Raw genomic sequence first — 21364 nt, 5'->3', positions numbered from 1 at the left:
GAATCAACTGGTCCGATTGGTCAAGCAACACCCTGCCAACCTCTTCGCGGCGGGCTTTTGACCAGCATAGACTTTCAGGTCGCCATATCCGTTAGCCTGGAGTTCTATACATGCATCCCCGCGTACTTGAGGTCACCGAACGGCTTATCGCCCGCAGCCGTGCAACCCGTGAGGCATACCTTGCGCTCATTCGCGGCGCTGCCAGCGACGGTCCGATGCGCGGCAAGCTGCAGTGCGCCAACTTTGCCCACGGCGTGGCCGGCTGCGGCACCGAAGACAAAAACAGCCTGCGCATGATGAACGCCGCCAACGTGGCAATTGTTTCGTCATATAACGACATGCTTTCGGCCCACCAGCCGTACGAACATTTCCCCGAGCAAATCAAAAAAGCCCTGCGTGAAGTCGGCTCCGTGGGTCAGTTCGCTGGCGGCACTCCCGCCATGTGCGACGGCGTGACCCAGGGCGAGCCAGGCATGGAACTCAGCCTGCTGAGTCGTGAAGTGATTGCGATGTCGACGGCGGTAGCGCTGTCCCACAACATGTTCGACGCGGCGCTGATGCTGGGCATTTGTGACAAGATCGTGCCTGGCCTGATGATGGGCGCCTTGCGCTACGGCCACCTGCCGATGATCTTCGTACCGGGCGGGCCAATGCCGTCGGGTATCTCCAACAAACAGAAAGCCGACGTGCGCCAGCGCTACGCCGAAGGCAAGGCCACCCGCGAAGAGCTGCTGGAATCGGAGATGAAGTCCTACCACAGCCCCGGTACCTGCACCTTTTACGGCACCGCCAACACCAACCAATTGCTGATGGAAGTGATGGGCCTGCACTTGCCGGGCGCCTCGTTCGTCAACCCGTACACGCCGCTGCGTGACGCCCTGACCCGCGAAGCTGCGCATCAGGTCACGCGCCTGACCAAAGCCAACGGTAATTTCACGCCGATCGGTGAGATCGTCGACGAGAAATCCATCGTCAACTCCATCATTGCCCTCAACGCTACTGGCGGGTCCACCAACCACACCCTGCACATGCCGGCCATCGCCATGTCGGCGGGCATCATCCTGACCTGGGATGACATGGCTGACCTCTCCGAGGTGGTGCCGACCCTGTCCCACGTGTATCCAAACGGCAAGGCTGACATCAACCACTTCCAGGCGGCGGGCGGCATGTCGTTCCTGATCCGCGAACTGCTGGAGGCCGGGCTGCTGCACAACGACGTCAACACCGTGGCCGGTCATGGCCTGAGCCGCTACACCCAGGAACCGTTCCTGGTGGACGGCGAACTGGTATGGCGTGAAGGCCCGATCGAAAGCCTCGACGAAACCATCCTGCGTCCCGTGGCCCGTGCGTTTTCCCCGGAAGGCGGCTTGCGGGTAATGGAAGGCAACCTCGGCCGTGGTGTGATGAAAGTCTCCGCCGTGGCGCTCGAGCACCAAATCGTCGAAGCGCCGGCGGTGGTGTTCCAGGACCAACAAGACCTGGCCGACGCGTTCAAGGCCGGTGAACTGGAAAAAGACTTTGTCGCCGTGATGCGCTTCCAGGGCCCGCGCTCCAATGGCATGCCGGAATTGCACAAGATGACCCCGTTCCTCGGCGTTTTGCAGGATCGTGGTTTCAAGGTTGCCCTGGTAACAGACGGGCGCATGTCCGGCGCGTCGGGTAAGATTCCCGCCGCGATTCATGTCAACCCCGAAGCTCAGAGCGGCGGGCCACTGGCACGTGTGCGCGATGGCGATATTATTCGTGTGGATGGCGTCAAAGGCACCTTGGAGCTTAAGGTGGACGCCGAAGAATTTGCAGCGCGCACGCCTGCCACGGGCCTTCTGGGCAATAACGTGGGGGCCGGTCGCGAGTTGTTTGCGTTTATGCGTCTGGCCGCAAGCTCCGCAGAGCAGGGCGCCAGCGCCTTTACCTCTGCCCTGGAGACACTTAAGTGAAGCTTGCGCTGGTCGGTGATATCGGTGGTACCAACGCCCGTTTTGCGTTGTGGCGGGATCAGGCGCTGCACTCGATCCGCGTCCACGCGACGGCGGATCATGCCAGCCCCGAAGAGGCGATCCAGGTCTACCTGAAGGAAGAAGGCCTGGCCATCGGCTCGATCGGTGCGGTGTGCCTGTCGGTTGCGGGGCCGGTGAGTGGAGATGAATTTAAATTCACCAACAATCACTGGCGCCTGAGCAAGACTGCTTTTTGCAAAACCTTGCAGGTGGACGAACTGCTGCTGGTGAATGATTTTTCGGCCATGGCGCTGGGCATGACCCGCCTGAAGCCGGACGAATTTCGCGTGGTGTGCGAAGGTACGCCGGAGCCGCTGCGCCCGGCCGTGGTAATCGGCCCGGGCACTGGCCTGGGCGTAGGCACCCTGCTCGACCTCGGCGGCGGCCGTTGGGCGGCATTGCCGGGGGAGGGCGGCCATGTCGACCTGCCGGTGAGCAGCCCGCGCGAAGCCCAGCTGTGGCAGCACATCTACACTGAGATCGGCCATGTCAGCGCTGAAACCGCCTTGAGCGGTGGTGGTTTGCCGAGGTTGTACCGGGCGATCTGCGCGGTGGACGGCCATGAGGCGGTCCTGGAAACCCCCGAGGCCATCACGGCTGCTGGCCTGGCGGGCGACCCGATTGCCCTGGAAGTGCTGGACCAGTTCAGTATCTGGCTGGGCCGCGTCGCCGGTAACAACGTGCTGACCACCGGCGGTCGTGGTGGGGTATACATCGTTGGCGGCGTGATACCGCGCTTTGCCGACTTCTTTATCAAAAGTGGTTTTGCCAAGAGTTTCGGCGACAAAGGCTGCATGAGCGACTACTTCAAAGGCATTCCGGTGTGGCTGGTGACCGCACCGTATTCCGGTTTGACCGGGGCAGGTGTAGCGCTGGAGCAGGCATTTGCCTAGGCAGTGATGGCGCCATCGCAGGCAAGCCAGCTCCCACAGGGGAATGCATTCCAAATGTGGGAGCTGGCTTGCCTGCGATGAGGCCCTCCAGAACAACGAATTATTAAGCCCGTCCCATCCCTAACAACAAGGACGACCCCGTGAGCGTAATCAGTAAATCCATTCTCCTGGTCGACGACGACCAGGAAATCCGCGAATTGCTGCAAACCTACCTCAGCCGCGCCGGTTTCCAGGTGCGCGGTGTGCCGGATGGCGCGGGGTTCCGCCAGGCGATGAACGAAGCGCCGTGCGACCTGGTGATCCTTGATGTGATGCTGCCGGACGAAGACGGCTTCAGCCTTTGCCGCTGGATCCGCCAGCACCCGCGCCAGGCGCAGGTGCCGATCATCATGCTCACCGCCAGTTCCGACGAGGCCGACCGCGTGATCGGCCTGGAACTGGGCGCCGACGATTACATCGGCAAACCCTTCAGCCCGCGCGAGCTGCAGGCGCGGGTCAAGGCGCTGCTGCGCCGCGCCCAGTTTGGCCAGGAGCGCAGCGGTGGCGAGGTGCTGGTGTTTGGCGAGTGGCGCCTGGACATGGTCAGCCACCGGCTGTTCCACGTCGACGGCGAGGAAGTGATTCTCTCCGGTGCCGACTTTGCCCTGCTGAAACTGTTCCTTGACCATCCCCAGCAAATCCTCGACCGCGACACCATCGGCAACGCCACCCGTGGCCGCGACCTGATGCCGCTGGACCGGATTGTCGACATGGCCGTCAGCCGCTTGCGCCAACGCCTGCGCGACACCGAAAAACCACCCCGGCTGATCCGCACCGTGCGCGGCAGTGGCTATCAATTGGCAGCCAGCGTGGTTGCCGGCAATGCCCACTGAGCGCCTGCGTGAACTGCGCCGGCGGGTCCCGGTACCGCGCTCGTTGCTGGGGCGGATGTTACTGCTGACCCTGTTGGCCGTGCTGTTCGCCCAAGCGTTGTCCAGCGTGATCTGGGTGTCGCAACTGCGCGCCACCCAGCTCGAAGGCCTGGTGACGGCGGCTCGCAGCCTGGCGCATTCGATGACCGCCAGCGTGAGTTATTTCCGTTCGTTGCCCGTGGCCTTTCGGCCGCTGGTGCTGGACCAATTGCGCAGCATGGGCGGCACCCGGTTTGTGGTGACCCTCAACGACAAGCCGTTGGACATGGCGGTGTTGCCGGAAACCCCGCGCAAGCACGCGGTGCTCGGCGCCGTCGAGGAAGTGCTGCGCCAGACCCTGGGCAGCGATGTGCATGTGTCGGTGGAATTCGTCAGTGCCGAAGACCTGCGTATTTTCAATGCCGGCTTGAAACTCGATGAATTGCCGCGTTCCTGGGCGCATTACGCGCTGACCCTGGAGCCGGTCAACCCACCGGTGCTGGTGACCCAGATCCAACTGGCGCAGGGCGAATGGCTGTACATCGCGTCCTTGTTGCCCGAGCCTTATACCAGCCTCGAAGAGCAAGGCCTGCCCTACCAGCAGGTGTGGTTCATCGTGCTCACCAGCGGCTTCCTGTTGCTGTTTATCGGCCTGTTGGTGCACTGGCAAAGCCGTCCGCTCAAGCGCCTGGCACGCGCCGCACGGGACATGTCCCTGGGCGCCGACGTGGAGCCGGTGGCCGAAGGCGGCGGCAGCGAAGTGGTGGAAGTGGGCCGGGCCTTTAACGCGATGCGCGAACGCATCAGCCGTTACCTGACCGAACGCAGCCAGTTGTTCAGTGCGATTTCCCACGATTTGCGCACGCCCATTACACGCTTGCGGTTGCGGGTGGAATTGCTGGAGGACGAAAACCTGCAAATCAAATTCGGTCGCGACCTGGATGAACTGGAGTTGCTGGTCAAAGGCGCGCTGCAGTGCGTCAAAGACACCGATATCCACGAGAACATCGAGCCGGTGGACCTCAACCACGTACTCGACTGCCTGGTAGAGCCGTACCTGGCGCCCAACGGTAACGGGCGTGTGACCCAGCATGGCCGCGCGCTGACGACGTATCCGGGCAAACCGCTGGCACTCAAGCGTTGCATTGGCAACCTGATCGACAACGCATTGAAGTACGGGCAGAACGCGCATTTGCATATCGAAGACGACGGTGCGCAGTTCATCCTCCATGTCGACGACGAAGGCCCGGGCGTGCCGGAACAGCGCTTGGAGCAAGTCTTCGAACCGCACTTCCGCCTGGCCGGGCAGCAGCAGGGTTATGGCCTGGGCCTGGGTATTGCCCGCAACATTGCCCACAGCCATGGCGGTGAAGTGAGTTTGCAGAATTTGCGCGAGGGTGGTTTGCGGGTGACCTTGCAACTACCCCGCGGCCTGGATTAGCGGCCACCCATACTGGAAGTGATTGAGTGCTTGTGGTGAGGGAGCTTGCTCCCGCTGGGGCGCGAAGCGGCCCCAAAAGATGGGACTGCTGCGCAGTCCAGCGGGAGCAAGCTCCCTCACTACATGGGGTAGTGCTCGGCGTTATAACCGCGGCTAGACGCTCTGGCGCAACCTGGCCAGATCCCGCAAGGGCGGCGCACCAAACAGCCGGCTGTATTCGCGACTGAACTGCGAGGCGCTTTCATAGCCCACCCGATACCCCGCCGCCGAGGCTTCCAGGCCCTCGGAGATCATCAGCCGCCGGGCCTCCTGCAAGCGCAGTTGCTTCTGGTATTGCAATGGGCTCATGGCGGTCATCGCCTTGAAACGGTGGTGCAGGGTCGAGACGCTGAGGTTTACTTCCTTGGCCAGGTCATCAATGCGCAGCGGCTGTTCGTAGTTGCCGTTCAACCAACTGATCGCCTGGCTGACCCGATGGCTCTGACTATTGGCGACGGCGATTTCATACAGCCGATAACCCTGCGGGCCACGCAACATGCGATAGAGGATTTCGCGATTGATCAACGGCGCCAGCATTGCGATGTCTTTCGGTGTGTCCAACAATCGGGTCAGGCGCAGCACGGCGTCGAGCAGTTGGGTGTCCAGTCGGTCGACATACATCCCGCGGGACGTCGGGCGGGTAGGCACGCCCATGGGGCCGGCTTCGGCAATCAGTGCGGTGATCTGTGCCGGGTCGATATTCACCCGAATCGACAGGTTGGGATCTTCCGGCGTCGCATCAAGGATGCGCCCGGCCACCGGCATCGAGACCGAGAACACCAGGTAATTGAGCGGGTCGTAGGCGAATACTTCGTCTGCCAGGCGCACTTCCTTGCGGCCCTGGGCGAGGATGCACAGGGCAGGCTCCACCAGCACCGGCATGAAGTCGCGCGGGGTGTTATGGCGGTTGAGGTACAGCGAAGTGATCGCCGTACCGTAGGAACCGTCCTCCCATGTGTGCCGGCGCACGATGCCGGCGAGTTCTGCGCGCTGCTTTTCCATATCGGCGTCGAGGGGCGTGGGGCAAAGTTCGGGCGACGACATGGCATATCCTCTGGTGCTTTGACGATGGGCACAGCTTAAAGGTGGCTTTGCAAAAAGCGGTACTTCGATTCTGCACAATCCTTGCCTGATCCTGCGAAAAAATGCGAATCAGGCAAGCCGGCGGCTGTCATCCGCCTGAAATACGGCGGTCATGCCGGGAATAAAATCCGCAGGCCGATTGTTATACCTACGCATCTCGCAGGATTGTGCAATAAGCCGGCAGGAATCGACTAACTGCATCCATGCCCGCGCCAGTATCTTTGATCCTGTGGCAACACGCCCTCACAGTGCTTGCCGAGCATCACTTCTCAACGGGAGAGTCGAACATGTCCACCCCCATTCCCGCGAGCCATATGGCCTTTATCCGTGCCCGTACCGGGTGCAGCACCGAACTGGGTGCACGCTTGAGCAGTTTGATCGAACCGGGCCGCCAGGCTCAGGGTTGCCTGCAATTCTCGTTGCAGCATTCCCTGGCCGACCCGGATGTGTGGTTGGTGTCGGGCTTCTGGAGCAGCGAGCAGGCGATGAGTGCCTACTTCAACTCGCCGGCGCTGATGGTCTTCACCGAGCTGTTGAATGACATGGTGGTCCGCAGCATGGACTTCCAGACCTTTACCGACGCCTCGGCGGCAAACGCCTATGGCGAGTACCTGCAACTGGCGGGCTAGTGCTTTAGAATGGCCGCCTTTCCCATTGGCCAGGACCTGCAACATGGCACGTAAAGAGTTTGCCCACCACGAAGCCGTTTCCGCCTTGGTGCGTGAAGATGAGGGTGGCTATAGCGCCGCCATCGCCGTGAAGGCGCTGGATGGCATGGGCGCACCGCGCTTTCACAAGATCCTCGATGGCCAGACCTTCAAGACCGCTGATGACGCCGATGATGCGGCGGCGCTGCAGCTTGAGTGCTTGGTCCATATAGACGAAGACGGTCAACTCACTTGGGCAACTGCCGCTAACTAAGAAACCGCCGATCCAACTGTGGGAGCGGGCAAGTCCGCTCCCACATTTTTTTTGCATGCCAATCAGCGTTGCGCGGCGCCGGGGCGGTACATTTTGAACAGCGCCTCTGGCCCCAACTGAAAATAATCCGCCGGGCCGCCTCCACGCAGGATCGGCTCGGCGGCAGCGGTGTCGTACACGCCGTCCTTCAGTAGCCACTTGGCAATATGCACCGCAACCACCTCGCCGAGCACCAGCCAGCTTGGCACCAACTCCTTGTCGGCTCGCTGCAGCTGAATGATCTGCGTCACTTTGCACTCGAACGACACCGGGCTTTCACCCACACGCGGCACGGCGACCACCTTTGAAGCCACCGGGGTCAAGCCGGACAATTCAAACTCGTTGACCTCGGGCGATACCGGCGCGCAACTCTGGTTCATCTGCTCGGCCAGCGGGCGGGTGGCCAGGTTCCACACGAATTCGCCGGTCTGTTCGATATTGTTCAGGCTGTCTTTGCGCCCGACGCTGGAAAACCCAATGATCGGCGGAATGTAGTTAAACGCATTGAAAAAACTATAGGGCGCCAGATTCAGTCGGCCCTGGCTGTCGTGGGACGAAATCCAGCCAATCGGGCGCGGGCCGACGATGGCATTGAACGGGTCGTGGGGCAGGCCGTGGCCGTTGGCGGGTTCGTAGAAATGGATATCGTCGGACATGGCCGGGGTTCCTGTTGCGCGGTTCGGGAGGGCATCATAGTGCAATCCAGCGCAGCGGATTTCTATCATCTGGATGGAATTTTCATACAGCCCCCACCTATTTTTCACAGCTCCCGGTTCAGTCTGCGCGCCAGGTCGACACCCCCTATACGTCGACCGATTGAAAGACTGAGCCTTTGGAGCCTTCTGCACAATGAACAAACTTCCTCAGATCACCCTGGCGTTCTGGGTCATGAAAATCTGCGCCACGACCCTGGGCGAAACCGCCGGGGACTTGCTGTCAATGACCCTGAATGTCGGTTACGCCATCAGCTCGATGATCCTGATCAGCGTGTTCCTGGTCACCCTGGTCACGCAACTCTGGTCAAAAACCTATAACCCGGTGCTGTACTGGATCGTGATCCTGTCCACCAGCACCGCCGGCACCACCATGTCCGACTTTATGGACCGCACCCTGGGGCTGGGCTATGCCACGGGCTCGATGATCCTGGTGTCGATCCTGGTGGCGATCTTTGCCCTGTGGCGTATCAGCGGCGATTCCTTGAACGTGAACAAGGTCCAGACCTTTCGCGGCGAGCTGTTCTACTGGATGGCGATTCTGTTTTCCAACACCTTGGGCACGGCGCTGGGGGATTTCCTGGCAGACGATTCCGGGCTGGGGTTTGCCGGTGGCGCCTTGCTGATCGGTGCGAGTATCGCGGTGGTGGTGTTGCTTAAATACTTCACGCGGATTTCGTCGGTGCTGCTGTTCTGGGTCGCGTTTGTACTGACCCGGCCATTCGGCGCAACCTTGGGTGACTTCCTGACCAAACCCCATGAAAAGGGCGGGCTGGACTTTGGCACCATCGGCTCGTCGGCGGTATTGGCGGCGGTGCTGGTAGTGATGATTGCCGGGGCGGCGTATGCCCAGCGCCGGTATGGGCGCCAGGCGGCTGCCGAGCTGTCTTGAGGCTGAATGAAAAAGGGGCCATGTCAGTCAATGACATGGCCCCTTTTTTACAGCTGCCGAACCTTAGTCCGTGGTGATCCGCGAATGCTTGCGGGTGTCCTTCATGGTCACATACACCACCAGCGACACCGCAATACACGCGGTGACGTACCAGTAGTAACCGGTTTCCATGCCGATGCTCTTGAACCACAGCGCGATGTACTCGGCGGTACCGCCGAAGATCGACACCGTCAGCGCATACGGCAGGCCTACGCCCAGCGCGCGGATTTCAGTCGGGAACAGTTCGGCTTTCACCACCGCGTTGATCGAGGTGTAGCCACTGACGATGATCAGCGCCGCCATGATCAGGAAGAACGCGCCCCACCAGCTTTGGATGGTGTGCAGGGTGGTGAGGATGGGCACGGTGAACAGCGTGCCGAGGATGCCGAAGGCAATCAGGATCGGCCGGCGCCCAACCTTGTCCGACAGCCCGCCGACGATGGGTTGCAGGCACATGAACAGAAACAACGTCGCAGCCGAAATGGTGGTGGAGTCGGAGATGCTCATGCCGACGGTATTCACTAGGTATTTCTGCATGTAGGTGGTGTAGGTGTAGAACGCCAGCGTACCGCCCATGGTCAGGCCGACCACGGTCATCAGTTCCTTGGGGTGGCGCATCAAGGTGCGCATTGCGCTTTCCTTGGCCTTTTCTTTTTTGGTGAACGACTCGGTTTCTTCCATGCCGCGACGCAGGTACAGCGCCACTACCGCACACAGGGCGCCGATGGCGAACGGGATACGCCAGCCCCACGCGTACAGCTCTTCGGTGGTCAGGAAGTTCTGCAGGATGATCAGTACGCCCAGCGCGATGAGCTGGCCGGAGATCAGGGTCACATACTGGAAGCTGGAGAAGAAACCGCGACGTTCCTTGGTCGCCATTTCACTCAGGTAAGTGGCCGAGGTGCCGTATTCGCCACCCACCGACAAACCTTGCAGCAAGCGCGCGAACACCAGCAAAATCGGTGCGCCGATACCGATGGTTTCATAACCCGGGCTCAGGGCAATCAGCAGCGAGCCAAAGCACATCACGTACACGGAAGCCATCAAGGCTTTTTTGCGACCGACCTTGTCGGCGTACAGGCCCATCAGCCAACCACCGATCGGGCGCATCAGGAAACCCACGGCGAAGATCGCGGCGGTGTTCAGGAGTTGGGCAGTAGTGTCGCCTTTCGGGAAAAAGGTCTTGGCGAAATACAGCGAGAAAGCCGCGTAGACGTACCAGTCGTACCACTCGACCATGTTGCCGATGGATCCGCTGAAGATCGACTTGATACGACTGGAGGTGGTGCGTTCTTTTGCCGGCGCAGCCGCCGAACCCAGAGGCAGGGAGTTGGAGTTATCCATTTAAGGATCCTTCATCTAATTGTTTTTGTGGAGCGCGCGCGAGCGCAGCCTGGGTGGGCTGTAGCAGGAGCTGTGCCAAGCCGATGAAGGCCCGGTCTAGAAGGGTTTGCGGAAATTTTTGAGCGGAAAATTGCTGATGAATCAAAGGGGATGAGCGGAAATCCGCTTATGCCTGCGATGGCGCCCTACCAGGCGATACAAGAACCGGTTTAGAGGAACGTGTCCCGCGCCAGGCCATGGCGCTGCATTTTTTCATTGAAGGTGCGCCGGGGCAGTTGCAACTCGGCCAGCACCGCCTTGATATCGCCTTTGTGCCGGGTCAGCGCGGCTTTCAGGCAATGGGCTTCAAATGCTTCTTGCTGCGCGGCCAACGATTGCCCGGCTTCGATGCCTTCCGGCTCCGGTTCAGCCAGCCCCAGCACCTGGCGTTCGGCGACGTTGGCCAGCTCCCGCACATTGCCCGGCCAGTCATGGTTGAGCAGGCGCCCCAGCGCGGGCCCGCTCAACGGCGCGAAGGCGCGGCCCAGGCGCTCGGCGGCACTTTGTGCAAAGTGCTCGAACAGCAGCGGAATGTCTTCCCGGCGTTCGCGCAGCGGTGGCAGGCGCAGTTGCGCGACGGTCAAGCGGTAGGCCAGATCCTCGCGAAAACGCCCGGCCCGGGCTTCGTCCAGCAGGTCGGGCTTGGTGGCGGCGATGATCCGCAAGTCCACCTTGATGCTTTGATTGGAGCCCAGCCGTTCCAGCTTTTGCTCCTGCAACACCCGCAGCAACTTCACTTGCTGGGCCAGGGGCATGCTTTCGATTTCATCGAGAAACAGCGTGCCACCGTCGGCATACTCCAGCTTGCCGATGCGCTTGCCCTGGGCGCCGGTAAACGCGCCACTTTCATGGCCGAACAACTCAGCTTCAAACAGCTGCTCGGGAATCGCCGCACAGTTCAGCGCCACAAATGGCTTCTTCGCGCGGGGCCCGAAATCATGCAGGCAACGGGCGACCAATTCCTTGCCACTGCCGGTTTCGCCGCGAATCAGCACGTTGACCGGCAGGCCCGCCAGGTCCAGTACTTGCTTGCGTAGATTCTGCAATCCACGGGACACCCCCAACAGGCTCGATTCCAGTTGAGCGCGGTGATCAGCTTGTTGATGCAGGCGGCGGTTTTCCAACACCAGCCTGCGCTTGTCCAGCGCCCGGCGCAGGCTGGTGAGCAGGGCTTCGGGGCTGAAGGGTTTTTCGAGGAAGTCGTAGGCGCCATCACGCATGGCTTCGACAGCCATCGGCACATCGCCGTGGCCGGTGAGCAAAATCACCGGCAGGTCGGCGTCGCGCCGCTGCACTTCGGCAAGCAACTCCAGGCCGCTGAGGCCGGGCATGCGTACGTCACTCAGGATCACCCCGGGAAAGTCCCTGGGCAATTGCGCCAGGCATTCCTCGGCCCGGCTGAACAACTGCACCTCAAAGCCTGAGAGGTTCAGCCACTGCTCGACAGCCGTACGAATGCTGGCTTCGTCATCGACCACAATCACCGCGTTCAACATAGGTCTGGTGTCTCCAGGGCGATGGGCAAGGTCAGGGTAAAGATCGCCCCGTCGCCTTGATTGCCGGCGCTCAGGCGGCCGCCCAGTTCATGCACGATAGCGTACGACACGGCGAGCCCCAGGCCGAGCCCGTCACCCACCGGTTTGGTGGTGAAGAACGGGTCGAATACGCTGTTGAGGTTTTCGTCGGCGATCCCTCCACCGCTGTCGCTGACCGTCAGGCACCACAGTTGTTGATCGGCGTGCAGGCGGATTTCCAGGCGTTTGCGAGGCTTGTCGGCCATGGCATCGAGGGCGTTGCGCAGCAGGTTGATCAGCACTTGTTCCAGGCGGATCGCGTCACCGCGTACCCACGCTGGGCGGGTCAAATCGAGGACGGTGCCGATGGCTTCGTCCCGCAGGCGTGCGTCCAGCAGGTGCAGGGACTGGTCCACCACCGTCGCCAGGTCGAGGCGTTCGCGCAGGCCGCTGGGGCTTTTGCGGGCGAAGGTCTTGAGGTGGCCGGTGAGGGCGGCCATGCGCGTGAGCATGTCGTCCAGCGGCGTCAGGGCTTTGTAGGCATCGTCCACCCGGCCGTGATCCAGCAGCAGGCGCAGGGTTGCCAATTGCATGCGTTGGGCGGTCAGCGGTTGGTTGATTTCGTGGGCGAGGGCGGCAGACATCTGCCCCAGTGCCGCCAGCTTGGCCGATTGCACCAGGCCGTCCTGGGCGGTGCGCAGGGCACGGGTGCGTTCTTCCACCAACTGTTCGAGTTCTTCACGGCTGCGCTGGCGCAGGCGGGCCAGGCGCCAGCGCTGGGTCAGGAACAGCACCAAAAACACCAGCGCCAACCACGAACCAGCGGCGGCGAGGCCGGCATTGCGTTGGTCTTCAAAGGCAACCTGAGGCTTGCGCAACAGGTGCAAGGTCCAGCCTTCGGCCTTCAGCGGCAGCGATTCCCAAATGTAACTGGCTTTGCCGTCGGGCCCGTCAACGCGCATCAGGTGGCTGTTGTCGTCAAAGCGCTGCAGGGCTTCAGCGTCCAGCGGCAGCAGTTGTTTCTTGTCGTATTGGCGAGTGGCCTTGAGTTCGGCGTGATCGCTGTCGGACAACGGGCGCAGGGCGCGGTAGCGCCAGCCCGGCTGGTTGGCGATGAAGACAATGCCTCGCGCATCGCTGACCAGCAGCAGGTCATTGCCCTGGGCCCATTCGCGCTCCAGCTCCGGGAATTCCAGCTTGACCACCATGGCGCCGAGGAACTGTTCGTTCTCGCCCACTACCGCGCTGGAGAGGAAATACCCCGGAATACCGGTGGTCACGCCCACCGCATAAAAACGCCCGGTGCCCTGGCTCAGTGTCTGGCTGAAATAGGGGCGAAACGCGTAGTTGTGCCCCACATAACTGCTGGGCAGGTTCCAGTTGCTGGCGGCCACGGCCAGGCCGTTGCGGTCCATCAGTTCGAGGGTGGAAGATTGTGCGGCACCGTTGATGCGCTCCAGTTTGCGGTTGAGCAAATCCTGGGTGGCAGCGTCCAGCGGGCCTTTGAGTGCGTTGATCATTTCCGAGTCCAGGGCCAGCACGGCGGGCAGGGCGCGGTAACGTTCGATCAGGGTGTGCAGGGAGTTGCCGTAGAGCATGAGTTGCTGATTGGCGCGTGCGGCGTCATCCACCAGGGCCAGGCGTTCGGCATGCCGGGTGGCCAGGGCGGCAGCCAGCACCGCGCCGGCAATAATCAGCAGGGAGTAGAAGGTCAAACGCAACGGGCGGGGAATCGCGATCATACGAAGATGAACAGTGCAATTAGGGGCGAGCACCATAGCATGGTGGCGAGGGAGCTTGCTCCCGCTGGGGCGCGTAGCGGCCCCAAAAAAATGGGAGCGCTGTACACCCCAGCGGGAGCAAGCTCCCTCGCCACATTGAGAGGTGTTCAGCACAAAAAAGGCGACCTTACAGGTCGCCTTTATCCTTGCGGGGAAATGCTTACTGCACTTCTACCGCCAGGCTCTCACTGATCCTTTTCTGCCAGATGGCAGGACCTGTGATGTGTACCGATTCGCCCTTGCTATCCACCGCAACGGTGACCGGCATGTCTTTCACGTCGAACTCGTAGATCGCTTCCATACCCAGCTCGGCAAACGCCACCACGCGGGATTTCTTGATGGCCTGGGCCACCAGGTACGCCGCGCCGCCCACTGCCATCAAGTAAACAGCCTTGTGGTCCTTGATCGCTTCGATCGCGGTGGGGCCGCGCTCGGATTTGCCGATCATGCCCAACAGGCCGGTTTGCTCGAGGATCTGGCGGGTGAACTTGTCCATCCGCGTGGCAGTGGTCGGACCTGCAGGCCCAACCACTTCTTCGCGCACCGGATCAACCGGGCCCACGTAGTAGATGAAGCGACCCTTGAGGTCCACCGGCAGGGTTTCACCCTTGTTCAGCATCTCGACCATGCGCTTGTGCGCGGCGTCGCGGCCGGTGAGCATCTTGCCGTTGAGCAACACGGTTTCGCCCGGCTTCCAGCTTTGCACGTCTTCCGGGGTCAGGGTGTCGAGGTTGACGCGACGGGCCGACGGGCCGGCTTCCCAGACGATTTCCGGGTAGGCGTCCAGCGGTGGCGCTTCCAGCGATGCCGGGCCCGAGCCGTCGAGCACGAAGTGCGCGTGACGGGTGGCGGCGCAGTTGGGGATCATGCACACCGGCAGCGAGGCGGCGTGGGTCGGGTAGTCCATGATTTTCACGTCGAGCACGGTGGTCAGGCCACCCAGGCCCTGGGCGCCGATGCCCAGCTGGTTGACCTTCTCGAACAGCTCCAGGCGCATCTCTTCGATACGGTTGGACGGGCCGCGCTTTTTCAGCTCGTGGATGTCGATGGATTCCATCAACACTTCCTTGGCCATCACCGCAGCTTTCTCGGCGGTGCCGCCGATGCCGATGCCCAGCATGCCCGGAGGGCACCAGCCGGCGCCCATGGTCGGAACGGTCTTGAGCACCCAGTCGACGATCGAGTCGGACGGGTTGAGCATGGCCATTTTCGACTTGTTCTCGGAGCCGCCGCCTTTGGCGGCCACGTCCACTTCCACGGTGTTGCCCGGGACGATGGAGTAGTGGATCACGGCCGGGGTGTTGTCCTTGGTGTTTTTACGCGCACCAGCCGGGTCGGCGAGGATCGAAGCCCGCAGGACGTTTTCCGGCAGGTTGTAGGCCTGGCGCACGCCTTGGTTGATCATGTCGTCCAGGCTCATGGTGGCGCCATCCCAGCGCACGTCCATGCCCACGCGTACGAATACGGTGACGATCCCGGTGTCCTGGCAGATCGGGCGGTGGCCGGTGGCACACATGCGCGAGTTGATCAGGATCTGGGCCATGGAGTCACGGGCCGCTGGCGATTCTTCGCGCAGGTAGGCTTCGTGCATCGCCTGGATGAAGTCAACGGGGTGGTAGTAGGAAATGAATTGCAGGGCGTCGGCAACGCTCTGAATCAGGTCGTCTTGCTTGATCACGGTCATGAGTCGCGCTCCTCTATAAGGGAACATTCAATAAAGGTGCCTTCAGTAGGGTGAATCGGTCGGCTGAAGGCACCTTTCCAAGGCACGCCGTGTGGTGCTGGCGCGACGCTAAAAAGGCGCGGCAGTATAACCCGCCACGGTGGCCGATACACCCGACTATGGTCAAACTCTGCCGGGCGTGATTCCCTGTAGCTGCCTTTTTGATTCGAGACCCTTGATGCCTGAACTTCACGTCGGCGAACGCCACTGGTCGGTAGCCGCCGGCAGCAACCTGCTGGATGCCCTGAACCTGGCGGGCGTGGCCGTGCCTTACAGTTGCCGCGCCGGTAGTTGCCATGCCTGTCTGGTGCGTTGCCGGGGTGATATTCAGGACAACCAGCCAGATGCCCTGAGCCCGACACAACGCCAGGACGGCTGGCACCTGGCCTGCCAGTGCCAGGTCTCGGGTGATGTGCAGGTCGAGGCATTTGACCCGCAGCGTGACGGGTTGCCGGCGACAGTCTCGAGCGTTGATTGGCTGAACCCGAGCGTATTGCGCCTGCGGCTGCAACCCGAACGCGGCTTGCGTTACCGGGCGGGGCAGCATCTGGTGCTGTGGGCGGGGAGTATCGCGCGGCCTTACTCATTGGCCAGCTTGCCCCTGGAAGATCCGTTTCTGGAGTTTCACATCGACTGCCGCCTGCCTGGCGAATTCAGCGATGCCGCCCGCCAGCTCAAGTCCGGCGACAGCCTGCGCCTGGGCGAACTGCGGGGCGGCGCGTTGCAGTACGACCCCGACTGGCAATCCCGGCCGCTGTGGCTGCTGGCCTCGGGCACCGGGCTTGGACCGTTGTGGGGCGTATTGCGCGAGGCCTTGCGCCAGGATCATCAGGGCGCCATCCGGGTCATTCACCTGGCCCATGACGCTGGCGGTCATTATCTGGCCGAGCCGTTGGCGCAGCTGGCTGCAGCGCATCCGAACCTGACCGTCGAGCTTTGGACGGCGGCCGGGTCGACCGAAGCTTTGGCGCAACTGCGGCTTGTTTCGCGGCAAACTCTGGCCTTACTCTGCGGGCACCCGGCCAGCGTCGAGGCCTTTTCCAAGCGCCTGTTCCTGGCCGGACTGCCGCGCAATCAACTGCTGGCCGATGTGTTCCTGCCCCGTGGTTGAGCGCTGAATTTTCCAGCCGCGAGATTTGCCATGACTGACGCCATCCTGCAGCAACGCGAATGCGGGTTGCTGACCCTGCAGCTCAATCGCCCGGACAAGAAAAACGCCTTGACCCGCGCCATGTACAGCCAACTGGCCGAGGCGCTGGAGCAAGCCGACGCCGACACCAGCGTCAATGCCGTGTTGATCCAGGGCAGCAGTGAGTGCTTCACCGCCGGTAATGATATTGCCGACTTCCTTGAACAACCGCCCGCTGACCTCGACAGCCCGGTGTTTCATTTCATGCGCAGTTTGCTCAATTGCCGCAAGCCGGTGATTGCGGCGGTGGCGGGTGTGGCGGTGGGTATTGGCACCACATTGCTACTGCATTGCGACTTGGTGTACATCAGCCGGGATGCGCGGTTGCGCATGCCGTTCGTCAACCTGGGGCTGTGCCCGGAGTTTGGTTCCAGCTTGATCCTGCCGCGATTGTTGGGGCATGCCAAGGCGGCGGAGTTGTTGCTGCTGGGTGAAGGCTTTACCGGCGAGCAGGCTGCCGCGTGGGGCATTGCCACTGAAGCGTTGGGCAGTGGCGAGTCCGCCTTGGCCAAGGCGCGGGAAGTCGCGGCACGGTTCGAAACCCTGTCGCCGAGCGCGGTGCAGGTCAGCAAGCATTTGATGAAAAGCGTCGATCGCGAGCAATTGCGCAAGGTGATCGAGGAGGAGGGGGCGTTGTTTACCCAGAGGTTGAAGTCGCCGGAGGCGATTGCGGCGTTGTCGGGGTTTATCGCCAGGCGATGAAGAAGTGTTGTGGGAGCGGGCGCCATCGCAGGCAAGCCAGCTCCCACAGTTGACCGAGTTGAGTTGAAGAAACGCGATTAACTGTGGGAGCTGGCTTGCCTGCGATGAGGCCCAGATAGCCAATGGAATATCCCGATCTGAAACGCAAAAAGCCCCACCATTCACATGGCGGGGCTTTTGTTTTTCAGCCTGTACTCAGACCATTGGGTCGCCAACGTGCAGGATCTTCATGCCGTTGGTGCCGCCGATGGTGTGGTAGCTGTCGCCCTTGGTCAGGATGACCCAGTCGCCTTTCTCCACGACGCCGCGCTTGAGCAACTCGTCGATCGCAGCCTGGCTGACTTGCTCAGGCGGCAGCGATGCCGGGTCGAACGGTACGGTGTAGACACCACGGAACATGGCCGCACGGGCCTGGGTTTCGCGGTGCGGGGAGAACGCGTAGATCGGGATCGAGGAGCGGATGCGCGACATGATCAACGGCGTGTAGCCACTTTCGGTCAAGGCGATGATCGCCTTCACGCCCGGGAAGTGGTTGGCGGTGTACATGGCGGCGAGCGCGATGCTCTGGTCGCAGCTTTCGAAGACCTTGCCGATACGGTGGCTGGAGGTCTTGCTGGTCGGGTGCTTTTCAGCGCCGACGCAGATGCGCGCCATGGCCTGCACGGCTTCCAGCGGGTACGGGCCAGCGGCACTTTCAGCCGAGAGCATCACGGCGTCGGTGTAGTCGAGCACGGCGTTGGCCACGTCGGACACTTCGGCACGGGTCGGCATCGGGTTCTGGATCATCGACTCCATCATCTGCGTTGCAACGATCACCGCTTTGTTGTGGCGACGTGCGTGCAGGATGATTTTTTTCTGGATACCGATCAGCTCGGCATCGCCGATTTCCACACCCAGGTCGCCACGGGCAACCATCACGGCGTCGGAAGCCTTGATCAGGCCGTCGAGGGTTTCGTCATTGGCCACGGCTTCGGCGCGTTCGATCTTCGCCACCAGCCAGGCAGTACCGCCAGCTTCGTCGCGCAGTTTGCGGGCGTATTCCATGTCGGCAGCGTCGCGTGGGAAGGATACCGCGAGGTAGTCCACTTCCATTTCGGCGGCGAGCTTGATGTCGGCCTTGTCTTTTTCAGTCAGGGCCGGAGCGGTAAGGCCACCGCCGCGACGGTTGATGCCTTTGTGATCCGACAGCGGGCCGCCGATGATCACGGTGCAATTGAGTTCGGTTGGCGTCGCGGTGTCGACGCGCATGACCACGCGACCGTCGTCCAGCAGCAGTTCGTCGCCTACGCCGCAATCTTTCACCAGGTCCGGGTAGTCGATACCCACGACTTGCTGGTTGCCTTCGGTCAGCGGATGGCTGGTGGAGAAGGTGAACTGGTCACCGATCTTCAGCTCGATCCGCTTGTTGGCGAATTTGGCGATACGGATTTTCGGGCCTTGCAGGTCACCCAGCAGTGCGACGAAGCGGCCATGCTTGGCGGCCAGGTCACGCACCAGCTTGGCGCGAGCCTTGTGCTCGTCCGGGGTGCCGTGGGAGAAGTTCAGACGGGCAACGTCCAGGCCAGCCAGAATCAGCTGTTCGAGGACTTCCGGCGAGTTACTGGCCGGGCCAAGGGTGGCGACGATTTTGGTACGACGGACGGACATGCACGGACTCCTGAGTTCAAGCGCTGGGGAAGGCTACTATGCTCTTTGGTTGTAGTCATTGTTCGTTTGCACTACTTATCGATGATTCGCTTGTTTTCACTCTGCATGAACAGATGAACAACCTTGAAGATTTTCGATGAAGGGTCGATACACTGCACAAGACAGGAGAACCCCATGCGAATCGTGATCATTGCTGCCCTGGCCGTCAGTGTTGTCGGCTGCACCCGTTGGTCGATGGACCATCATTTGAACAATGCGTACCGCGCCTACGGTGTAGGCGATTGCCAGCGGGTCACCCTTGAGTTGTCCCAGGTTGACCGTGAAAGTCGCTCTCGGCGCTACGTGCAACCGGAAGTCTCGATGTTGCGCGGGCAGTGCCTGGAGCGCGAAAAACTGTTCGTGGATGCGGCCCAGACCTATCAGTTCATCATCAGCCAATACCCGGCGAGCGAGTATGCATTCCGGGCACGCGCGCGCCTGGATACCTTGCAGCAACTGGGACATTATTCGGGCGCCAGCGTCGCTCAACCGCGTCCGGCGTCGCTGTAATCCTATTTGTCGTCCAGTAGCTGGCTCGTTGCCATTCTTGGGCTATTCTTTGAATGTGCATTTGTACAAGTTTGTATTCAAATGAATGGCGTGCCTGGGTTCGGAAGGTATAGGCGACAAGGCTTTGGCTATTGTTGCGCCGAGATTCAGGGAGAGCGGGTCTGAGAGGGCGCGTTCCGAATCACTGGAGAGGCCACTTTGATGGCCATTGGATGGCAATCTTATTATGTTTATCGAGCGACGGATCGAGCGGCATCAATTACCCTGCTTTTTGCAGGTATTCAATCGCCTCACGGACAAGCCCATTGGCTATTTGGGCAATGTTTCCGAGCAAGGGCTGATGCTGATCAGTCAATTGCCGATGATGGTCGACGTTGAATTCCAATTGCGGTTGAAGATCCCGGGAGGCAAAGGCGAGGTACATGCCGTTGACCTCACGGCTAACTGCTTGTGGTGTCATGAGGATATCAACCCGCAGCATTACGACTCCGGGTTCAGCGTTTTGCATGCGCCCGCTGAATATGCCCAGGTGATCAGCGCATTATGGGATTACTTCAGCTTCGACCCGCTGCAGGCCTCTGCCTAGGCGCCAGGCTTCAGAGCACGCCGGCTTTCTTCCAGCCCAGGTAGCGGGTGACCAGGGCAGCACCCAATTCCGAAGGCAGCGCATCCAGTATCGGCAAGCCGTGGGCGTTCAAGCGGCCATGGAGATCGTCGCGGCCATTGAGGTAGTCGACGTTGCCGCAATAGGCCAGCGCTTCGGGCAGGGTTTGCACCGGCGCCTGGCGCAACCGATCCAGGACATCCTCGCGCAGGCTGGCCACCAGTACCCGATGCTGGCGGCTGATGCGTTTGACGGCACTGAGCAACTCCTCATCATCCTCATCGCGCAAATTGGTGACCACGATCACCAGCGAGCGCCGTTTCTGCCGGGCCAGCAGTTGGCTGGCGGCCGCCTGGTAATCTGCGGTACGCCGGCTGGTGTCCAGGTCATACACGGCATTCAGCAACTGGTTAAGCTGGCCGCTGCCCTTGACGGGCGCCAGGTAGCGCGGCGCGTCGCAGGCAAATGTGCAAAGCCCCACCGCATCACCCTGGCGCAAGGCAACATAGCTGAGTAGCAGGCAGGCGTTGAGAGCGTGGTCGAAGTGTGACAGTTCGGCGTCCTGGCTGCGCATGCGCCGGCCACAATCGAGCATGAACATGATCTGCTGGTCGCGCTCGTCCTGGTACTCCCGGGCAATCGGCGTGCGTTGCCGGGCAGTGGCTTTCCAGTCGATCTGGCGCAGGCTGTCGCCCTCGCGAAACTCCCGCAGTTGGTGAAACTCCAGGCCCAATCCACGTCGCTGGCGCTGGCGTACACCGAGCTGGTTGAGCCAGTTGTCTACCGCCTGCAGTTGCGCGCCATACAGCCGGGCGAAGTCCGGGTAGACCCGCGTGGCATCGGTGACGGCTGTCAGGCGGCGTGCCGACCACAGCCCCAGTGGGCTGGGAAGGTGGACTTCACACTGGGTAAAACTGAAATGCCCGCGCCTTTGGGGCCTTAACCGGTAACCCAATTCACTTCGCTCTCCGGGTCGCAGTTCAATGGACTGCGGCAGGTTCTCCACTGCCAGGCCGTCAGGCACGTGATCGAATAACCGCACTATCAACGGCTGGGAATAGTCGTGCTCCAGCGTTAACCGCACCTCCCCCCAGCGTCCCAACGCAAGGCTGCCGGGCATCTGCCGTCGTACGCGTGGGGACGGCTGGCGATGCAAGCGGCTGGCGTCCAGCAAGGCCAGCAGCAACAGGGCCAGCAGCAGGCCCCATATCACTGAGTGCAGGGTGCCTGGCACCTTGACCTGCAGCGCCACCAGTGCGCCGATCAGGGTGCTCAGGCCCAGCAGCACGCCGAGCCAGATCAATAGCAGGCGGGTCGGTCTCATG

General features: G+C 61.5%; 19 protein-coding genes. 11 read left to right on the top strand and 8 right to left on the bottom strand.

Features of this window, described 5'->3' with window-relative positions:
- Nucleotides 1-110 precede the first annotated feature (110 nt).
- From edd to ACZRN6_RS10860, 4 genes are all read left to right on the top strand, one after another.
- A complete protein-coding gene (edd, locus tag ACZRN6_RS10875) occupies nucleotides 111-1937 on the top strand; it encodes a phosphogluconate dehydratase (protein ID WP_322143457.1) in 1827 nt (608 codons plus the stop codon).
- Nucleotides 1934-2890, top strand: coding sequence for a glucokinase (locus ACZRN6_RS10870; protein ID WP_322143458.1), 957 nt, complete (start codon nucleotides 1934-1936; stop codon nucleotides 2888-2890). The genes edd and ACZRN6_RS10870 overlap by 4 nt, the downstream gene beginning before the upstream one ends.
- A gap of 140 nt (nucleotides 2891-3030) precedes the next feature.
- On the top strand, nucleotides 3031-3762 hold the full coding sequence (locus ACZRN6_RS10865; protein WP_010169994.1) for a response regulator: 732 nt from the start codon (nucleotides 3031-3033) through the stop codon (nucleotides 3760-3762).
- Nucleotides 3752-5221 carry an ATP-binding protein gene (locus ACZRN6_RS10860; protein ID WP_322143459.1) on the top strand — a complete coding sequence of 490 codons (1470 nt, stop codon included), beginning with the start codon at nucleotides 3752-3754 and terminating at the stop codon, nucleotides 5219-5221. Before ACZRN6_RS10865 ends, ACZRN6_RS10860 begins: the two co-directional genes overlap by 11 nt.
- Nucleotides 5222-5374: 153 nt before the next feature.
- Here ACZRN6_RS10860 and ACZRN6_RS10855 read toward each other — a convergent pair whose 3' ends face one another.
- Complete coding sequence (locus ACZRN6_RS10855; RefSeq protein ID WP_322143460.1) at nucleotides 5375-6304, bottom strand: AraC family transcriptional regulator; 930 nt, start codon at nucleotides 6302-6304, stop codon at nucleotides 5375-5377.
- A gap of 326 nt (nucleotides 6305-6630) precedes the next feature.
- Here ACZRN6_RS10855 and ACZRN6_RS10850 point away from each other — a divergent pair, with 326 nt between their 5' ends.
- Nucleotides 6631-6972, top strand: a complete 342-nt coding sequence (locus ACZRN6_RS10850; protein ID WP_322143461.1) for an antibiotic biosynthesis monooxygenase family protein — start codon at nucleotides 6631-6633, stop codon at nucleotides 6970-6972.
- A 43-nt stretch (nucleotides 6973-7015) separates the two neighbouring features.
- The gene (locus ACZRN6_RS10845; protein ID WP_464007928.1) at nucleotides 7016-7264 is read left to right on the top strand and encodes a hypothetical protein; all 249 of its coding nucleotides are present in this window, start codon (nucleotides 7016-7018) and stop codon (nucleotides 7262-7264) included.
- Between the two features lie 62 nt (nucleotides 7265-7326).
- Here the strand turns inward: ACZRN6_RS10845 and ACZRN6_RS10840 are convergent, their stop codons facing one another.
- Nucleotides 7327-7959: a flavin reductase family protein gene (locus ACZRN6_RS10840; protein WP_464007927.1), complete on the bottom strand. Its 633-nt coding sequence runs from the start codon at nucleotides 7957-7959 to the stop codon at nucleotides 7327-7329.
- 193 nt (nucleotides 7960-8152) lie between these two features.
- On the opposite strand from ACZRN6_RS10840, the gene ACZRN6_RS10835 reads away from it, so the two are divergent.
- Nucleotides 8153-8908: a COG4705 family protein gene (locus tag ACZRN6_RS10835; protein ID WP_102605691.1), complete on the top strand. Its 756-nt coding sequence runs from the start codon at nucleotides 8153-8155 to the stop codon at nucleotides 8906-8908.
- Nucleotides 8909-8971: 63 nt separating this feature from the next.
- Here the strand turns inward: ACZRN6_RS10835 and ACZRN6_RS10830 are convergent, their stop codons facing one another.
- From ACZRN6_RS10830 to ACZRN6_RS10815, 4 genes are all read right to left on the bottom strand, one after another.
- A complete protein-coding gene (locus ACZRN6_RS10830) occupies nucleotides 8972-10291 on the bottom strand; it encodes an MFS transporter (RefSeq protein WP_322143464.1) in 1320 nt (439 codons plus the stop codon).
- A gap of 209 nt (nucleotides 10292-10500) precedes the next feature.
- Nucleotides 10501-11826: a sigma-54-dependent transcriptional regulator gene (locus ACZRN6_RS10825; protein WP_322143465.1), complete on the bottom strand. Its 1326-nt coding sequence runs from the start codon at nucleotides 11824-11826 to the stop codon at nucleotides 10501-10503.
- Nucleotides 11820-13586, bottom strand: a complete 1767-nt coding sequence (locus tag ACZRN6_RS10820) for an ATP-binding protein (protein WP_464007926.1) — start codon at nucleotides 13584-13586, stop codon at nucleotides 11820-11822. The genes ACZRN6_RS10825 and ACZRN6_RS10820 overlap by 7 nt, the downstream gene beginning before the upstream one ends.
- Before the next feature lie 199 nt (nucleotides 13587-13785).
- Complete coding sequence (locus tag ACZRN6_RS10815; protein ID WP_167664434.1) at nucleotides 13786-15309, bottom strand: fumarate hydratase; 1524 nt, start codon at nucleotides 15307-15309, stop codon at nucleotides 13786-13788.
- Between the two features lie 217 nt (nucleotides 15310-15526).
- Between ACZRN6_RS10815 and ACZRN6_RS10810 the strand changes: the two genes are divergently transcribed.
- Together ACZRN6_RS10810 and ACZRN6_RS10805 are read left to right on the top strand one after the other, a co-directional pair.
- Entirely contained in the window at nucleotides 15527-16459 is a 933-nt protein-coding gene (locus ACZRN6_RS10810) for an iron-sulfur-binding ferredoxin reductase (RefSeq protein ID WP_464007925.1), read from the top strand.
- Between the two features lie 30 nt (nucleotides 16460-16489).
- Entirely contained in the window at nucleotides 16490-17239 is a 750-nt protein-coding gene (locus ACZRN6_RS10805) for an enoyl-CoA hydratase-related protein (RefSeq protein WP_464007924.1), read from the top strand.
- Between the two features lie 195 nt (nucleotides 17240-17434).
- Here the strand turns inward: ACZRN6_RS10805 and pyk are convergent, their stop codons facing one another.
- Entirely contained in the window at nucleotides 17435-18886 is a 1452-nt protein-coding gene (gene pyk, locus ACZRN6_RS10800; protein WP_322143469.1) for a pyruvate kinase, read from the bottom strand.
- Between the two features lie 174 nt (nucleotides 18887-19060).
- On the opposite strand from pyk, the gene ACZRN6_RS10795 reads away from it, so the two are divergent.
- Both ACZRN6_RS10795 and ACZRN6_RS10790 read left to right on the top strand, forming a co-directional pair.
- Nucleotides 19061-19435 (top strand): tetratricopeptide repeat protein, encoded by a 375-nt coding sequence (locus ACZRN6_RS10795; protein ID WP_464007923.1) that lies wholly within the window; start codon nucleotides 19061-19063, stop codon nucleotides 19433-19435.
- A gap of 226 nt (nucleotides 19436-19661) precedes the next feature.
- Nucleotides 19662-20021 carry a PilZ domain-containing protein gene (locus ACZRN6_RS10790; protein WP_322143471.1) on the top strand — a complete coding sequence of 120 codons (360 nt, stop codon included), beginning with the start codon at nucleotides 19662-19664 and terminating at the stop codon, nucleotides 20019-20021.
- A 10-nt stretch (nucleotides 20022-20031) separates the two neighbouring features.
- Here ACZRN6_RS10790 and ACZRN6_RS10785 read toward each other — a convergent pair whose 3' ends face one another.
- The gene (locus tag ACZRN6_RS10785) at nucleotides 20032-21363 is read right to left on the bottom strand and encodes a DUF58 domain-containing protein (RefSeq protein WP_464007922.1); all 1332 of its coding nucleotides are present in this window, start codon (nucleotides 21361-21363) and stop codon (nucleotides 20032-20034) included.
- Nucleotide 21364 lies beyond the last annotated feature (1 nt).

Source organism: Pseudomonas sp. A125, assembly GCF_055409485.1.
Note: the sequence above shows the minus strand (reverse complement) of the source record. Positions and strands in the feature narration are given on the sequence as shown.

Excerpts from the sequence above, each read along its gene's own strand:
- edd (WP_322143457.1), top strand. The coding sequence starts at position 111 with ATGCATCCCCGCGTACTTGAGGTCACCGAACGGCTTATCGCCCGCAGC.
- ACZRN6_RS10860 (WP_322143459.1), top strand. The coding sequence starts at position 3,752 with ATGCCCACTGAGCGCCTGCGTGAACTGCGCCGGCGGGTCCCGGTACCG.
- ACZRN6_RS10855 (WP_322143460.1), bottom strand. The coding sequence starts at position 6,304 with ATGTCGTCGCCCGAACTTTGCCCCACGCCCCTCGACGCCGATATGGAA.
- ACZRN6_RS10850 (WP_322143461.1), top strand. The coding sequence starts at position 6,631 with ATGTCCACCCCCATTCCCGCGAGCCATATGGCCTTTATCCGTGCCCGT.
- ACZRN6_RS10845 (WP_464007928.1), top strand. The coding sequence starts at position 7,016 with ATGGCACGTAAAGAGTTTGCCCACCACGAAGCCGTTTCCGCCTTGGTG.
- ACZRN6_RS10840 (WP_464007927.1), bottom strand. The coding sequence starts at position 7,959 with ATGTCCGACGATATCCATTTCTACGAACCCGCCAACGGCCACGGCCTG.
- ACZRN6_RS10835 (WP_102605691.1), top strand. The coding sequence starts at position 8,153 with ATGAACAAACTTCCTCAGATCACCCTGGCGTTCTGGGTCATGAAAATC.
- ACZRN6_RS10830 (WP_322143464.1), bottom strand. The coding sequence starts at position 10,291 with ATGGATAACTCCAACTCCCTGCCTCTGGGTTCGGCGGCTGCGCCGGCA.
- ACZRN6_RS10825 (WP_322143465.1), bottom strand. The coding sequence starts at position 11,826 with ATGTTGAACGCGGTGATTGTGGTCGATGACGAAGCCAGCATTCGTACG.
- ACZRN6_RS10820 (WP_464007926.1), bottom strand. The coding sequence starts at position 13,586 with ATGATCGCGATTCCCCGCCCGTTGCGTTTGACCTTCTACTCCCTGCTG.
- ACZRN6_RS10815 (WP_167664434.1), bottom strand. The coding sequence starts at position 15,309 with ATGACCGTGATCAAGCAAGACGACCTGATTCAGAGCGTTGCCGACGCC.
- ACZRN6_RS10810 (WP_464007925.1), top strand. The coding sequence starts at position 15,527 with ATGCCTGAACTTCACGTCGGCGAACGCCACTGGTCGGTAGCCGCCGGC.
- ACZRN6_RS10805 (WP_464007924.1), top strand. The coding sequence starts at position 16,490 with ATGACTGACGCCATCCTGCAGCAACGCGAATGCGGGTTGCTGACCCTG.
- pyk (WP_322143469.1), bottom strand. The coding sequence starts at position 18,886 with ATGTCCGTCCGTCGTACCAAAATCGTCGCCACCCTTGGCCCGGCCAGT.
- ACZRN6_RS10795 (WP_464007923.1), top strand. The coding sequence starts at position 19,061 with ATGCGAATCGTGATCATTGCTGCCCTGGCCGTCAGTGTTGTCGGCTGC.
- ACZRN6_RS10790 (WP_322143471.1), top strand. The coding sequence starts at position 19,662 with ATGTTTATCGAGCGACGGATCGAGCGGCATCAATTACCCTGCTTTTTG.
- ACZRN6_RS10785 (WP_464007922.1), bottom strand. The coding sequence starts at position 21,363 with ATGAGACCGACCCGCCTGCTATTGATCTGGCTCGGCGTGCTGCTGGGC.